Here is a 15,124-nt window from a genome sequence, read left to right as displayed (position 1 = left end):
TCCTCGTTCCTGTGTCGGTGCTTACCGCGAACGCGGCAGCAAACGGATGGTGGGTGGTGGGAGCGGGACAGAAGCGTCGCTCGGCTGGCTGACGGAAGTCCCCTGGACCGACACGGCTGAGGAGATGCGGACCGCTGCTGCCGTTCGATGCGCGTGGGCGTGGATCTCGTGGCCCACGTCCTCCCGCACAAGATGCAGCTCCTCGCCGAGGTCGGTCAGGCGATCGGCGAGAGCGCCCAGGTCGGAGGCACTGCTTCGGGCGCCGTGGGCGCGACACCACTCCGAGGCGGTTTCGAGCATCTGGTGCAGCCGGGCCACCGCACCGAAGTCGTCCGTGAGTGCCTCGTGGAACAGCTCGGCGAAATCCTCGGGTCGGGCAGCAGCGAGACGGTCGTTCCAGTCGACCGCCGGTGCGGCAGTGCCCGCACTCACGGCCGGGGCGGGGGCTCCTCCGTCGACTCGGTGGTCTGCTCGCCGTACGGTTGACGGCATGGCTCAACTCCCTTTGGTATAGGTCTAGTTGAGCTAGACCGACATGCGGGCGTCGGTGTCGAACAGCTCGCGCTCGGCCGGGTGCAGGATGTGCTGGGTGATGAAGCTGCGGCCCGCGACCTTCCACAGGCCCCGGCCCTTGGTCAGGGCGGACACCGCTTGGGTCTCGACGCCGGTCAGGCCGAGCAGCGAAGCGGCAGCAGCGAGCTGGTCGGGCTCCTGGCGGTAGATGATGCGGGTGGAGCAGTCGGCCAGGAGGCCCTCGGCCAGCACCCGGCCGCGCGAGCCGGCATCGCCTGCGCTGAGCAGGTCGCTGAGGCGGTGGATGACCATCAAATTGGCGATGCCGAGGCCGCGGGATAGCTTCCACTGGGACTGCATGCGCTCCAGCAGGCCGACGTGCCGCATGACGCGCCACGCCTCGTCGTAGATCACCCAGCGTCGGCCGCCGTCTGGGTCGGCGAGCGCGCTCTCCATCCACGCCGAGGCGCAGGTCATGGCCAAGACCAGGGCGGTGTCATCGCCGGAGCCGCCGAGGCGGGAGAGGTCGATGGACAGCATCGGGGTGGTCGGGTCGAAGGCCACTGTCGAGGGAGCGTCGAACATGCCGCTCAGATCGCCGTGCACAAGACGGCGAAGGGCGTGCGCGAGATCCTGCGCAGCGGGCCCCATGTGGCCGGCCTGGTCGCCGAGGGCTCGGTCGAGGCGCTCGGGCGAACCGAGGGTATGCGCGATCTCGCCGAGCAGCGGCACCGTGCCGCTGGCGTCGGCCTCGGCGACGACCAGGTCGAGCGCAAGGTCCAGAGCTGTGTGCTCCATCGGCAGGAGATCGCGCTTGAGCACGGTGCGAGCCAGGCCCGCCAGGAGCAGGAGGCGGCGCTTTCGGACCTCGGTCGACCAGTCACTCTCGCTCACCGAGGCGGGCTGGGCCGGAGCATCCAGGGGGTTCAGCCTGCCCGGGAGCCCTGGTCCCAGCGCGATGCTGTAGCCGCCGAGAGCCTGTGCGACGGCAGTCCACTCTCCCTTGGGGTCGCAGGGAACGTAGACCCGATATCCGTGCGCAATCGCCCTGGTCGCGATGGACTTGGCCAGCGCGGACTTGCCCATGCCGATGATCCCGGCCAGGACCGCGTTGGGGTTGGTGAAGCCCTCGATCCGGCCGCTGCTGTACAGCGCGAAAGGGTCGTAGCAGAACGCCGCTTCGGCATGCACGTCCCGTCCGATGAAGATCCCTTCGGCGCCCAGGCCGCCCTCCGCGAGAAACGGGTAGGCGCCGCTGACGGTGGCTGTGGTCATCCGGTGGGCGGGAAGGCTGAGCTTGCCGCCCCGAGCTGAGGAGGGGCCGGGGCGTCCGGACGGCGGGTAGGTCGGCCGGAGTTCCGGGTCGAGGGTCTCCTCGGCGCGGTGCTTCGGCGGTGCTCCGGCAAGGCGGGCTTGGCGGCGGGCCTCGGCGAAGCCGGCGCGGGCGGCGCGCTGCTCGGCGCGTGATGTCTTGTGGGGGACGAACAGGTGGGAGGCGCTGGCGCGAGTGCGGGGCATGAACGTTTCTCCAGATGGAAGGTGGGTCAGCGGCGAACGAGTCCGGTGAACGGCGCGTGCAGGTCGGCCGGGGTGGTGCGGCGGCGCACTATGTGCGCGGTGCGTTGATGGCGCTGGCAGATGGTCAGCTCCGGCGTCCCTTCGGGCAGGCCGGTCTGGCACGCCTCACGTTCGGGCACCTCGCCGGAGTCCGACCGGGGCGCCGCGTGGTAGGCGGCATGGACGAGGTCGGCGGCCTGCCAGATTCGCGTGCGGGCCGCGCGGAGTTGGTCGCCTTCGACCGGCATGAGCTGTCCGGTGCGGTTGGCATGGGCGTCGAGCAGGCCGTACAGCGAGACGAGGTGGGAGTGCAGGGCGTCCAGCTCGGCGCGGGTGGTGACGAGAGGACCGCCCGGAATGTTGAGCGCACGATGGAAGTCGAGCGCGGCGGTGGCGAAGGGCACGAAGTCCTGCGCGGTCGGACTGGCGGTGCGGGACATGGAGGTGCTCTTTCGGAGGGAGGTACGGCCGGCATCAGGCGGCGAGGGCGAGCGGCATGGCGGCGGCGGTGAACGCTTCGGCCTGCTGCCAGGTGAGCGGCCTAAGGTCGAGCTGGGCACTGACGGCCGCGGTTTCCACGACTGCGCAGGCGGAACGGAGTTCCTCCTCGGAGTCGGCCGAGACGGTCAGCAGGCCGGTCAGGGCGACATCCGCATGGCCCGCGATGAGCTGGCGCTCACGGGACTTGATGTCCTGGTACTCGATCGAGTCAGCCTCGGAGTCGACCTGACCCCGTCGGGCTCGCTCGGCGGCGTCGGCGATCACGCTGGCCTTCTTGCGCTGGACGTCGCGGAGGGCGGCGTCCAGGCCCTTCGGCTCGTACGACAGCGACAGCGTGCGCCGGACCCCGGCGGTGAACAGGAGCTGGTGCAGGAAGCCCGCTGAGGTCTCGATGCGGGGCCAGTTCTCCACCCAGTACGTGGCGTGGACGGCCGAGTCGGTCGCGATGTGGTCCGACTTCTCGACGACCACGACGGGCCCGGCAGCGGCGGGCTCAGCCTCAGGACGCCCGGCAGTGGACCAACGGTCCAGCGCCGCAAGGGCCTTGGGGTCGTACGCCGTGCGCACGACGACCGCGATTTCCTGGGCGGTGAGCCAGCCGGTGGGGTTGAGCCCGGCGGTGCGGGCGGCCTGATCGAAGGTCGAGGTCAGCTGTGCCAGGACGCTGAAGGCCCCGGTGAGACCGCCTCCGGCCTGGTTGATCAGACGTCGTGCGGCCTTGGCGTCCAGCGACACCGCGACGTATGCCTCGTGCGGCGCCGCCGCCGGGCCGGCACTTTGGATCAGCTCGCTGTAGATCGCGCCAGCTACGGGGGCATTGGGCTGGCCGTGCTCCTCCCAGTACCGGCGCAGCGCGTCGCCGGAGTCCGGGACGGTGCGCTCGATCACCTGGATGCGGGCGACCTGGCCGGTGCGGGCGAGCGCGGCCAGCGCGCGTCCCCAGCCGTTGACGTTGGCGTTCTGGGTGCCGGGGTCGAGCAGCGCGTAGGCGCGGGAGGAGACCTTGACGACGGCGGTCAGGGTGCCGGTGTGGGGGTTGTGGACCGCGCCGTATCGGCGGTCTGGGGCGGTGACCACACGCAGGCTGGCTGCGGTGCCGGGCAGGTGGAGGAGTCCTTCGCGGATGGGGCGGCGGGAAGGCCGGGCGAGCCAGATCAGCTGGCCCCGCATCCGGCGGAGCACGTACCGGGTGACGATCGGAGCCCAGTCGGCCAGGGCGCGGCCTCGATAACGGACGAAGACGAGCAGGGCGATGGCGGCCCAGAAGGGGACGAGTTCGAGAGCGCCGACCACGCCCCGGGTGAGGATCACGGCGAGCAGGAGCAGGCCGGTGAGACTTACGACGATCAGTTGCGGGGCGGTCAGGCCGAGCAGGATGCCGCGCCTGCTGCGGTGCGGGAACTTCACGGTGGCCGTGATGGCTTCGGCCTGGGGCTTGTCAGACATGGTGGTTCCAGACGGTGGGAGCTGGCGGAGGGCGAGGTGCGCGGCGCTCTTCTGGAGGTCATGGCAGAGCTCCGTTTCTGGTGATCGGCGGCGCGGGGTACGGGGGGCGGGCTGCGGGATGCAGCCCGCCCCCGGCTGTGGTTACTCAGGACCCCGAAGGCGGCTGGTTGGGGTACACCCAGCTCGTCGGCGTCGGGGAACCGGTTGCCGATGGCCCGGTCGAGGACGGCGGTGCGGCAGGGCTGCTCTCGCCCCCGGGTGCAGGGCTGGCAGCCGACGCGGCACCAGCGCGGGTCATGCTGCCGCCCGGAGCCGACGGGCCAGCGAACTGACCACCCGGGGCGCCTCCTTCGGAACCCCCCGATTCGCCCTCGCTGAGCCGGGTGATGAGCGGCGGGATGCCGGGGCGCTGGATCAGGGCCCGACCCTTGTCGCCGGAGGCGTTCGGGTCTTCGCCGTACCGGAACCGTGTCTGCGGCTTGGGCGGCCCGGCGTCGATGCCCTCCTTGCTGAGGTTGCTGCCGGAGGGGTTGATGCCAGAGGCGACACCGTCGCTGCCTGCGCCGGGGACTTGGCTCGGACCCTGCGGTGCACGTGTACCGGTGCTGGCCTGCATCGCCAGGCTGCCTGCGGTCTTCGCGGCCCCTGCGGCGACCGCCATGCCAGCAACGCCGGTGCGATGCAGGTCGTCGTGGCCGCCGGCGTCGCTGGCCCAGTGGACGAACTTATAGGTGGCGTACGGGCACAGCAGGACCAGCACCATCACGACGACGCCTGCCAGCGCGTCGGACAGTGCGGCCATGCCGTCGTGGGCATCCGACTTGCCCATCGCCGAGACGCCGATCAGGAAGACCACGGTCATCAGCAGTTTCGACACGACAAGCGTGGCGGTGGCCTCGGTCCAGCCGCGCCGCCAGCGCTTGGCGACTTCCCAGCCGCCGCCGGATCCGGCGAAGACGGCGAGGGCGACCATGATCAGGACGCCGACCTTTCGGGCGACCATAACGCCCCAGTACATGAACGCGCCGATCGCGCATCCGAGGGCGACCAGGGTTGGGACGCCCCAGCCGAGGCCGTACATCGCCCCCAGTTCGTTGACCTTCACCACACGGCGGATTGCGGCGTCGACCGAGCTGTTGGCTGCTTTGAACAGGCCGTCGGACAAGGCGTCGACCACGGTGATGGCGACGGAGGTGAAGGCGACGGCGCAGAAGCTGAAGAGGACGCCGGTCATGGTGCCGATGGCGGCCTGAGCCAGGGCGCGTTCGTCCCGTCGCCAGGCCGCGAACATCAACTGGATGCAGAACGTCCCGACGGTCAGCGCGAGCCCGATGGGCAGCAGGAGTTCGTAATTGTCCCGGAACCATCCGGCGTTGAGATCGATGGCGGTAGTTTCGTTGACGGCCTTCGCGGCGAGATCCGCAGCGCTGGCGGCCAGTTCGCCCGCCGACTTCGCGATCCATGCTCCGATGCCGTCGGTGACGGACCCGGCGGGGTTGGTGACGAAGTCAACAGCGCCGCACACCTTGTCCATCAGCGGAAAGTCGCAGACTCCCATGGCGATACCTCCTTTCTGGATGGGGGGTCAGGGCGCGACGGACGGCATGACGCCGGCCAGGGCGCAGGAATGGGAGGGGCGGCACTGGACCGCGAGGGTGGTGACGCGGTTCTCCGCGCCGCCGGCGCGCAAGCCGTTCCAGGCGATCGACTGCTTGCCGGAGACTGTCACGGCGTAGACGTACGCCTGCGTGATCGTTCCGGGATTCGCCTGAAGGGCCTGGGTGAACGAGTCCGGGAAGTGCCCCTCGTTCACGGTCGTGGTGGCGAACTGGCCGTTCGCGGCCATTTCCTTCCACAGCACACGCGAGGGAACGACCGCGTCGACCGAAGCAGGGTCGGCGTACTTGGTCTCGGTGGTCAGCCACCCGTGGAGGGCAGTCAGCAGTTCCGCCTGTGAGTACGCGCGGGTGTCGTAGGACCACAGTGCTGCGGCGGCTGCCTTCCCGAACGCGATCGGGTCGTGGGTCTTCGGTGGGACCGGGAGCGCGTGAGGGCGTGCGCGCGGTGAGGGCGATCCGGACAGCGAAGCGGTCGAGGACGAGGGAGCGGCCGAACTCTTCAGCGGTTCGTGGGTTTTGGGGGCATCCCTGCCATCGCGAGTGAGGTAGGCGGCCAGGCCGGCGAGGGCGACGAGCACCACTAGGACGGCAGTGCCGAGCAGCGCCCGTCGGCGCACACGTGATGCGCCGCCGGGGTTCGAGGAGCGGCGAGACATCAGTGGACCCTCGTCCCCAGCGTGCTGAAGAAGGCCACCACACCGTTCGCGGCACCCAGCAGGAGGGCCGCGCCAGCGCTGACCAGCACACCCTTCTTGCCGTTGGCCTCGGCCTGATGGCCGCCGGAGTGATGGCCCCAGGCCCATACGCCCGCGCTGACGGCGAGCGCGCCGACCACGGCGATGATCCCGAAGAGGTTGATGGAGCCCATCACCTGCTTGAGGACGGCGAGGCCCGGCAGTCCGCCCTCGTTCGGCTTGATCCCGGGGTCGTAGGCGAGCTGGACGACCTTGTCGGCGAGGTACATTACGAACTCCAGTTTGATTTAGCACGCGCCAAAGCCCGAGAGGGCGCAGCGGCGGTGCGAGAAGAAGAGGGGAGGGGGAAGGCGCCGGTCAGACGACTCGGCGGGCCGCGAGAATCTGCGGCTTCCAGGACGCGAGGGTCGCGAGGCGGACCACGTCGCCGCTGTGCGGGGCGTTCACGATCAAGCCCTGGCCGATGACCATCCCGACGTGTTCCGGGACTTCGGCAGTCCCCTCGGTGAAGACGAGATCACCGGGCTGGAGAGCGTCGATCGATACCGGCTTGCCCTCCTTGACCTGCGTGTACGTCGTCCGTGTCAGGGTGACCCCGGCGGCCTTGTACGACTGCTGCATCAGCGAGGAGCAGTCGCAGCGACCCATGGGGTCGGGCCCGTGGGAGTCGGTGCAGCTCCCGCCCCACTGATACGGGGTGTCGAGCTGGCCGAGCGCCCAGCGGATCGCCGTCTGGACCTTCGGCGGAGCGTCTGCCGGAATCTTGTATCCGGCCGGCGCCGCGCCGGGCGGGATGGTTCCGAAGTCGGTTCCGTCCCCGCCGCTTGTGCAGCCACCTGCGGTACTCGCGGGAGGACTGCCCGCGCTGCCCGAACCGGACGGCGAAGGGCTCGGTGACGCGCCGCCAGCCTTCGACAGCAACGGTGCGATCGCCTTCTGCAAGGCGGTGGCCAGGGGCTCCCACTTCGCGTAAGCCTCGGGAAAGCCAGACCCCTGCACCGCCTGGGCGGCCTGGGTAACGGACAGGGACTGCCAACCCGAGACCTTCTCCAGCGCCTCGTAGAACATCGTCGAGGCGTGCACCGGGTCGAGGACCTCGTTCGCGGTGCCCCAGCCCTGCGACGGACGCTGCTGGAACAAACCCAGCGAATCACGATCGCCGTAGGTCAGGTTCCGCAGACCGCTCTCCTGCAGGGCGGTCGCCAGGGCCACGATCTGGCCCCGGGCCGGGATGTTCATCGCGACACCAGTGGCCTGGATGGCCTTGGCGTTGGGGATCTGCTCGGCCGGGTCGGCCAGGCCCGGCACGGAGACCGTGCCCTTGCCGCCGCCGTCCAGGACCGCCTTTACCTGAGCGGCAACGGCTGAGGTATTCACAGCCTGCATACCGCCAGTCGAGCAGGAGGCCGAAGCAGTCCCGGCACTGAAAGCGAGGATCGGAACGGCCAGCAGCATCGGACCGGATGCGCAGAGGCCGACGACGGCTCCGGTGGTCTTCTTCATCGCCGCCGCCGTTCGCAGGGGCGGACAGCCCGGACGGACAACGGGGCTGGGTCAGGGCGTGGGTGTATCAGGGCGTGCTGCATGGCAGCGGCTCCTCGCGGTTCGTAGAAGGCGCGGTGCCGACTTCTCGTGCAAAGCCGTCGGCACCGCACCGATGTGAATCCGCCTCTCAGGGCGGGCCCGGGTCAGGGGAGTTGGTAGCTCCCGGACGCCGGTCTCAGGTCATGCGCGGCAGCCAGCCGCGCTCGTAATCTCAGGCAGTACACCGGGTCTCCTCCGGGCTGCGGGAACGGGGGTCAACGTGCCTGCCGGGTCACGTTCTCGGACGCGGCAACAGGAATCAGCACAGGTCAGCGGGGGTGGAGCTGGGCTCTGCCTCGGTGACGTGGCGAGACAGTAGACCGGGATTCCGGCCGCGCCAAACGGCCGCCGAACCCGGGCCCGGAGTACGGGACTGGCTTGTTAGGTGCGGCCGGAAATCGCGGCTAACCTCCGGCGCAACCCCGCTCCGAAGGACTGCCGTTGAGTGCCGTCCGGAGCTGGCTCAGTCCCGTCGTGCCCTGAAAGAGGCCCCGCACATGAGCTACACGCTGCACCGAGGCGACGCCCTTACCGTGCTGAAGACCCTCCCGGACGAGAGCGTCAACGCCGTCATCACCGATCCCCCGTACAACTCCGGTGGACGCACCAGCTCGGACCGCACCAGCCGCACCGCCCGTGCCAAGTACGTCACGGCCGGATCGGCGCACGACCTGCAGAACTTCCCCGGCGAGAACCGCGACCAGCGGAGCTATCGAAGCTGGCTGACCGCGCTGCTCACCGAGGCGTACCGGGCCGCGACGGAGCACTCCGTCGCCATGGTCTTCTCCGACTGGCGCCAGGAGCCGACCACCAGCGACGCCCTGCAGATGGCGGGCTGGACCTGGAGCGGCACGATCCCCTGGATCAAGCCCGCCAGCCGGCCCCGCAAGGGCGGGTTCAAGCAGTCGGCCGAGTTCATCATCTGGGGCGTCAAGGGCAGCCTCGACAAGAACCGGGACCTCTACCTGCCCGGCCACTTCATCGCTTCCCAGCCCCGCAAGGACCGCGTCCACATCACACAGAAGCCGGTCGAGATCATGCAGCAGCTCGTGCAGATCTGCCCCGAAGGCGGCACCGTCCTCGACCCGTTCACTGGCAGCGGCTCCACGGGTGTCGCGGCCCTACGCGAGGGTCGGCAGTTCGTCGGCGTTGAGCTGTCCTCGCACTACGCCGACGTGGCAGAACAGCGACTGTTGCGGGCAACGCAACACACTCTGGCCCAGGACGCCTTCGTCCTGGCCGGGCCGGAGGCATGAGCATGAGAACGATCAGACCAGGGGTGAGACGGACCGCAGACGCCAGAGGGCGGCTGGAGCATCGAGACACCGATGTGCCGGCCGCCCTTCCTCTTGCGTCACGCAGCCTCGAACGCCCGCCGGATCAGCGGCTCCGCTTTCTCCAGGTCGGCCGCCGAGGCGATCCGCACCTCCAGGTCGCCCGTCCCGAGGTGACCGATGTGACGCATGTCGCGGGAGAAACCGTCCTCCAGCTCGACCGTGTCCGGGTCGATCTTGAGGTAGACCAGGATCGCTTCGTGCTTCGGGCGGAAGATGACGGAGGCGACGTTCACCAGCCGGCGGTAGGCGATGTAGTGCCGAAGCTGAGCCACCTCGACCTCGCCCCAGGCGGTGAGGGCCTCGTCCAGCTCGGCGTACAGGTCCTGCAGGCAGCCAGGAATCGCACCCTCGGTAGCGGTCGCCTGAGCGGACGTCTTCCCGCCTTTGCTGGCGGCACCAGCCGTGACCTCCCGCTCGCGGCGCTGGCGCCGATCCGATATCGGTCTCGTAGATCCGGGCGTGGACTCGATCAGTAGCAGGCTCAGCAGCCCACCCTCGAAGACGCGGTAGCGCACCAGGTCGATCCGCTCGCGCAGACGGCGCACCGCGACTCGGTCGTGGTGCGAGAAGCCAGCGGCGATGCAGACCATCCGAGGGTTCCGCCAGTCGATCGACTGGGCGACCTCTGAGCCCAGCTTCTCCTTGACCAAGGCCTCGAACTCGTGACGCGCGGAGTCCAACCAAGATAGGTAGGAGACAGCCTGCGACAGGACACCGCTGTCGGAGCCCTTTTTGTATTCGATCAGCGCAGGTGTGCCGTTCTCGTCCAGACCGAGCGAGTCGATCCGGCCCCGGTGCCAAGGCCCCGTCGGGTACTCCGACGCCAGGAAGCGGATGCCGAGCATGGCCTCCATGCCTGCCTCGATCCGCCGCTGCAGCTCTACCTCCAGCGCCACCGTCGAGCCCCGCAGCTCGACGTCCTGGCCATCGGCATCCAGCCGGAACAGCTTCAGGTCGGTCACCAGCGTCCCCCTCCGCGCGATCCCTACAGGAGAAGCAATGGAAACCGGGCCCGTGGCTATTCCGATCAGGCTGTGAGCTTGCATCGTCCGCTGGGCCTGCTCTCAGGACAGCCACGCGTAGGTCTGTGGGGCCTGCTGCTGAATCTGGACGGACCGGGGTGACATTCCCTGAGATCACCGAGCCGCACACATAGTGTCCTAATTCAGGACATAGAGCCCGGAGGCTGCTCCCGGTCCGATGTGATCACTTCCTCCCGTGGGATGCCGATCAGTAGGCTGTAGCGGTGATTCGTCGGTGTCCATGCCCCTCGTGCTTTGCTTCTTCTATGGCGGAGCGGGGGCATGCGCCGAGCGAGGGTGTGCTTTCGCTGCGGGAGTCAGGGGGTGTGCGGTGAGCGGCGCGTCTCTGCCGTCGCGTATCGGTCCGTACCTTGTCGAGCGGCGGCTCGGCGCGGGCGGGATGGGGGAGGTATACCTCGGCTACTCGGTCGCGGGTGAACCGGTCGCCGTGAAGGTGATCCGGCCCGACCGTACGGATCCGCACACGCGCGCCCGGTTCGAACGCGAGGCGACGATCGCGCGTACGATCTCGGGTACGGGTCGTGTGGCCCGTTTCATTGAGGCGGACCCGTTCGCCGAGCTGCCCTGGCTGGCCATGGACTACGTTCCTGGTCGCCCGCTCTCCGATGTCGTGAAGGACCAAGGTCCGCTGTCTACGCCACTCGTGGCGAGCCTTGGCGCGCTGTTGGCCGAAGGGCTTGCCGCCGTGCATGCCGCGGGCCTGGTACACCGTGACCTGAAGGCGCAGAACGTCATTCTCGGAGACTTCGGTCCGGTGATTATCGACTTCGGTCTCGGTGCCTTCGTCGGGGCGTCCAAGGGGTCGCTCACCCAGGCCGGTGTGGTCATCGGCACAGTTCGCTGCATGCCGCCTGAGCAGGCCCTGGGTGAACTGGAGGTGACACAGGCTGCTGACGTGTACGGCCTGGGCACCGTACTTCTATACGCAGCGACCGGGCACTACCCGTACGACGGAGCCCGGTGGGAGGCGGTCGCCGCGCAGGTGGTCAACGCCGAGATCGGCCCCGATCTGTCCGGGCTGCCCGATGAACTGGCCCCCGTCGTGTCGGCCATGCTGGCACACAAGGCGGAGGACCGCCCCTCCCTGGAGGAGGTCACCCGGCAATGTGCCGATCTGATGCGCCTGCTGGGTACGAGTCCGGCCCGGGCACGGCGCGCTCTGATCCAGGAGACGACGCCGAAGGATCATCCTACGATGGTGCTGCCCCAGCCTGACACGCCCATGCTGGACCGGCTCGACTCACTTGAGAGGCTGCTGCGCGAAGAGTCGGCATCGCCGGCGGAGAACATCCCCGTCCCGCCGTCCGGCGGTGAATCCGGTCCGGACACCGAGAGCGATGTCGAGAACGGTGTGGAGAACTCGCCCCCGCCCGTGCAGAAGCCCGAGCCCGGGAGCGGAATCCCGGCTGAACCCACGCCGCAAAGGGGCCGTCCCCCCGCTTCCCGGCGGGTCGCCGACGAGCTGCGCAAGCGCTACGCGATGGGGCCGGCACTCGCCTGGTCGAAGCGCTGAACCACTCTCCCTTCCTTTCGCCGACAGGGCCGGTCCGAGGCGATGCAAAGTGCGGGCACCCGCACACCGCACATTACGAGTACATAGTCCAAGAGGAGCACCACGTGACCACGGCGATGCAGCCCGAGGTTCCTGAGGCGCGCGACGCCGATGCGGCGTCGGCGTATCCGGCCGGTGCGAAGCCGACCTTCGCGCCTGGCGCCCAGGTGCGCATCCGCCACGAGCAGTGGCTCGTGAAGTCCGTCGACGAGTCCCGCGACGGACTGATGGTCGAGGTCAGCGGGGTGTCCTCGTTCGTCCGGGGCACGGACGCGGTGTTCTACTCCGGCCTTGACCAGATCGACGTACTCGATCCTCGCAAGACCCGGCTCGTACCCGACGACACCTCCAGGCACGCCAAGGCCCGCCTGTACCTGGAGGCGGTGATCCGCAAGACCGCGCTGCCGCAGACCGAGCACGGCATCGCACTCGCCGACTCCTTCCTCATGGACCGGCAGGAGCACCAGCTACGCCCCGCCGAGCTGGCGCTGTCCATGCGCAACCCGCAGCCCCGGCTGCTGATCGCTGACGTGGTTGGGCTGGGCAAGACGCTGGAGATCGGCATCACGCTCTCGGAGCTGATCCGGCGCGGGCGCGGCGAGCGCATCCTCGTGGTCACGCCGGCCCATGTGCTGGAGCAGTTCCAGCGTGAGCTGTGGACGCGCTTCGCTCTGCCGCTGGTGCGCCTGGACTCCACCGGCATCCAGCGCATCCAGCAGGAGATCCCGGCGGGCCGGAACCCGTTCGCCCACTTCAAGCGCGTCATCGTCTCCGTCGACACCCTCAAGTCGGCGACGTACGCCCATCACCTGGAGAACATCACCTGGGACGCGGTGGTCATCGACGAGTCGCACAACCTCGTGAACAAGGGCACCCGCAACAACCTCCTCGCCCGCCGTCTCGCCGAGCAGACCGATGCGCTGATCCTGGCCTCCGCCACTCCGCACAACGGCGACGCCGAATCCTTCGCCGAGCTGATTCGGATGCTCGACCCGGCGGCGATCGCCGACCCCAAGAACTACAAGGTCGCCGATCTCGACCACCTCTACATCAGGCGCACCAAGTCCGACCGTGAGGTGCGTGACGGCCTCAAGGACAAGCCTTGGGCCGAACGCGGCGACTCCCTGCCGGTGCCGGCTCCGGCGACTCGGAGGGAGGTCGCCGTCCTGGAGAAGCTCGCGAGCGAATGGACGCCGGGCGACCCGAACCGTTCGTCGGTCTGCGCCGATCCCCTGGTCGGCTACAACTTCCTGAAGGCGTTCCTCTCCTCCCACGTCGCTCTGCGTGAATCCCTGGCCAACCGGCGTGCCTACCTGGACAACCCGAAGAGCGTCACGGCGAAGGGCAAGGCCAAGACCGCGCCGGACACCCCCGAGCGCCGCGCCGCTCTCGCTGCCGAGAGCAAGGCCCTCGCGGAGCTGGAGGCGCTGGTCGCGGACTTCACCGACCAGGACTCCGCCAAGCTCGACGCACTCGTCCGCACGCTGAAGGACGACCTCGGCGTCGGCCCGCACTCTGAGCGCCGCGTCGTGATCTTCTCCGAGCGGGTCCACACCCTGGACTGGCTGGCCCAGGAGGTCCCGGCCCGGCTTGGCTTCAAGAAGAAGAACCTGGCCAAGCCGGACAAGATGCGTCCCTGGAAGGCGTACGACGGCGCCGTCGAGGTCATGCACGGCGACACCACCAACGACCAGCAACAGCGGGAGATCGTCGACCGCTTCGGCCGGCGCGAGGAGCCGGTGCGGCTGCTGTTCACCGGTGACATCGCCTCCGAGGGCGTCAACCTGCACCACCAGTGCCACGACCTCATCCACTACGACCTGCCCTGGTCCCTCATCCGTATCGAACAGCGCAACGGACGTATCGACCGTTACGGGCAGGCGGTCAGCCCCGAGTTCCGTGCGCTCACCCTCACCGCCGACGTGCCCTGGCGGCGCGACGAGGAGAGCGGCGAGATGCTCACGCTCGACGACCGGCTCGTCGGCACCCGCCTGCTGCGCCGCGAGGCCCAGGCGCACGAGATCGAGACCGGCGAGGGCAGCGCCGAGGCCGTCACCGGTCTCTACAACGACAAGAAGGAAGAGGACCGCCTCACCCGCGACCTCATCAAGGGCGGCACCGTCGAGCGTTCCATCAAGCAGTCCCAGCAGGAGTCCGGCGGGGTCCTCGCGGGGCTCCTCGCCGGCGCCAACGCCCGGCTCGCTGACCCGACGGCCGCTCCGGCCACCCTCGGCACGGCCGCGGTGCCCGAGGCCGACGTACCCCACGTCTTCGCCGACACCAAGGCGTACTTCCACACCGCCGTGGACCTCATCTACCCCCAGGCCGAGCGCGAAGCACTCGACTGGAAGCCCGAGACGGCAGGCGGCCGCATCGAGTTCACCCCGCCCGACGACCTGCAGTACCGCTTCCGGGAGCTGCCGAAGTCGTACCTGGAGCAGGAGAAGATCCTCACGACACCCAAGTACGACGGCACGCTACGCATCACCTTCGACAAGCAGTACGCCGCCGACCGGCTGGAAGCCGCCCGCAACGCCAAGCAGGGCAAGACCGACGAGCCCACCTCCCAGTGGCCCAATGTCTCCTACGTCTCCGACATCCACCCCGTGCTCGACTGGGTGACGGACAAGGTCCTCGCCAAGCTCAAGTACGACGAGGCGTTCGTCCTCGCCTACCAGCCAGACGTAGCCAAGGCCAAGCGGATCGACGCAGCTCTGCCTTCGGCCCTGACCGGCCCGGTTTATCTCCTCCAGGGCGTCTACTCCAACGAGGCGGGCAAGCCGACGGTCGTGGAGTGGATGGCCGTCACCGGCCTCGCCGAGGCCACTCCTCGCGTGTGGCGCATGGACTCGGCGTTCCTCGCCGCTTGCGGCGTGGGCCCTGATATGCCCGGCCGCGCCCAGCCCGTCGACCGCGACCTCCTCCAGGAACTCGTCCCCGCGGCCGTCGATGCGGCCGAGACCCACCTGCGCGAGCGTCGCGCCGACTACGACAAGCAGGTCGACTCCTACCTGGCGCCGTACGAGGACCGGGTGCAGGTCTGGGAGCAAGGTGCCCTGATCGCCGTCGGTAACCAGGAGCGTCGCCGCAAGCAGGTGTACGACACCGCCAAGCGCCGCCGTGCCCTCGTACGCCGTCTGCGGACCGACGGCGACCCGATGCTGCGGGTCCTCGCCGTCCTCGAACCCCTCCACCCCACCACTGTCTCCACCGCGCACGCCGAGGAGTCCGCACGATGAGCTACACCTACGACTCCTTCGCCAACCGCGGCGAGTAT

At 69.1% G+C, this 15,124-nt stretch carries 12 protein-coding genes; 3 read left to right on the top strand and 9 right to left on the bottom strand.

Translation table 11 applies throughout. The annotated features are described in order from the left end of the window. Window positions 1–21: 21 nt before the first annotated feature. The 8 genes from BIV23_RS45445 to BIV23_RS00870 form a co-directional block, all read right to left on the bottom strand. A complete protein-coding gene (locus BIV23_RS45445) occupies window positions 22–432 on the bottom strand; it encodes a hypothetical protein (protein ID WP_245790270.1) in 411 nt (136 codons plus the stop codon). A gap of 93 nt (window positions 433–525) precedes the next feature. Then, the gene (locus tag BIV23_RS00900) at window positions 526–2,031 is read right to left on the bottom strand and encodes an ATP-binding protein (RefSeq protein WP_071378745.1); all 1,506 of its coding nucleotides are present in this window, start codon (window positions 2,029–2,031) and stop codon (window positions 526–528) included. Window positions 2,032–2,057: 26 nt separating this feature from the next. Beyond that, on the bottom strand, window positions 2,058–2,510 hold the full coding sequence (locus BIV23_RS00895) for a DUF6238 family protein (RefSeq protein WP_071378744.1): 453 nt from the start codon (window positions 2,508–2,510) through the stop codon (window positions 2,058–2,060). 34 nt (window positions 2,511–2,544) lie between these two features. Continuing rightward, entirely contained in the window at window positions 2,545–4,017 is a 1,473-nt protein-coding gene (locus tag BIV23_RS00890; RefSeq protein ID WP_071378743.1) for an SCO6880 family protein, read from the bottom strand. 145 nt (window positions 4,018–4,162) lie between these two features. Next, window positions 4,163–5,575, bottom strand: coding sequence for an SCO6881 family protein (locus BIV23_RS00885; RefSeq protein WP_071378742.1), 1,413 nt, complete (start codon window positions 5,573–5,575; stop codon window positions 4,163–4,165). A 27-nt stretch (window positions 5,576–5,602) separates the two neighbouring features. Beyond that, on the bottom strand, window positions 5,603–6,292 hold the full coding sequence (locus tag BIV23_RS00880; RefSeq protein WP_071378741.1) for a hypothetical protein: 690 nt from the start codon (window positions 6,290–6,292) through the stop codon (window positions 5,603–5,605). Beyond that, window positions 6,292–6,600: a DUF6112 family protein gene (locus tag BIV23_RS00875; protein WP_071378740.1), complete on the bottom strand. Its 309-nt coding sequence runs from the start codon at window positions 6,598–6,600 to the stop codon at window positions 6,292–6,294. Before BIV23_RS00875 ends, BIV23_RS00880 begins: the two co-directional genes overlap by 1 nt. An 88-nt stretch (window positions 6,601–6,688) precedes the next feature. Next, window positions 6,689–7,834 (bottom strand): C40 family peptidase, encoded by a 1,146-nt coding sequence (locus BIV23_RS00870; RefSeq protein ID WP_071378739.1) that lies wholly within the window; start codon window positions 7,832–7,834, stop codon window positions 6,689–6,691. 578 nt (window positions 7,835–8,412) lie between these two features. Between BIV23_RS00870 and BIV23_RS00865 the strand changes: the two genes are divergently transcribed. Further along, a complete protein-coding gene (locus tag BIV23_RS00865) occupies window positions 8,413–9,171 on the top strand; it encodes a DNA-methyltransferase (protein WP_071378738.1) in 759 nt (252 codons plus the stop codon). Between the two features lie 98 nt (window positions 9,172–9,269). On the opposite strand, the gene BIV23_RS00860 is transcribed toward BIV23_RS00865, so the two are convergent. Further along, window positions 9,270–10,214, bottom strand: a complete 945-nt coding sequence (locus BIV23_RS00860) for a DUF5655 domain-containing protein (protein ID WP_071378737.1) — start codon at window positions 10,212–10,214, stop codon at window positions 9,270–9,272. Window positions 10,215–10,605: 391 nt separating this feature from the next. Here BIV23_RS00860 and BIV23_RS00855 point away from each other — a divergent pair, with 391 nt between their 5' ends. Both BIV23_RS00855 and BIV23_RS00850 read left to right on the top strand, forming a co-directional pair. Then, window positions 10,606–11,808: a serine/threonine-protein kinase gene (locus BIV23_RS00855; protein ID WP_071378736.1), complete on the top strand. Its 1,203-nt coding sequence runs from the start codon at window positions 10,606–10,608 to the stop codon at window positions 11,806–11,808. 104 nt (window positions 11,809–11,912) lie between these two features. Further along, window positions 11,913–15,086 (top strand): DEAD/DEAH box helicase, encoded by a 3,174-nt coding sequence (locus BIV23_RS00850; RefSeq protein ID WP_071378735.1) that lies wholly within the window; start codon window positions 11,913–11,915, stop codon window positions 15,084–15,086. Window positions 15,087–15,124 lie beyond the last annotated feature (38 nt).

Origin of the sequence: Streptomyces monashensis, assembly GCF_001866665.1 — a bacterium.
GTDB classification, from domain to species: domain Bacteria; phylum Actinomycetota; class Actinomycetes; order Streptomycetales; family Streptomycetaceae; genus Streptomyces; species Streptomyces monashensis.
Note: the sequence above shows the minus strand (reverse complement) of the source record. Positions and strands in the feature narration are given on the sequence as shown.

Bases quoted from the DNA above. Each gene is read 5' to 3' on its own strand.
- BIV23_RS00865 (WP_071378738.1), top strand. From the start codon at position 8,413: ATGAGCTACACGCTGCACCGAGGCGACGCCCTTACCGTGCTGAAGACC.
- BIV23_RS00895 (WP_071378744.1), bottom strand. From the start codon at position 2,510: ATGTCCCGCACCGCCAGTCCGACCGCGCAGGACTTCGTGCCCTTCGCC.
- BIV23_RS00875 (WP_071378740.1), bottom strand. From the start codon at position 6,600: ATGTACCTCGCCGACAAGGTCGTCCAGCTCGCCTACGACCCCGGGATC.
- BIV23_RS00900 (WP_071378745.1), bottom strand. From the start codon at position 2,031: ATGCCCCGCACTCGCGCCAGCGCCTCCCACCTGTTCGTCCCCCACAAG.
- BIV23_RS00890 (WP_071378743.1), bottom strand. From the start codon at position 4,017: ATGTCTGACAAGCCCCAGGCCGAAGCCATCACGGCCACCGTGAAGTTC.
- BIV23_RS00885 (WP_071378742.1), bottom strand. From the start codon at position 5,575: ATGGGAGTCTGCGACTTTCCGCTGATGGACAAGGTGTGCGGCGCTGTT.
- BIV23_RS00880 (WP_071378741.1), bottom strand. From the start codon at position 6,292: ATGTCTCGCCGCTCCTCGAACCCCGGCGGCGCATCACGTGTGCGCCGA.
- BIV23_RS00870 (WP_071378739.1), bottom strand. From the start codon at position 7,834: ATGAAGAAGACCACCGGAGCCGTCGTCGGCCTCTGCGCATCCGGTCCG.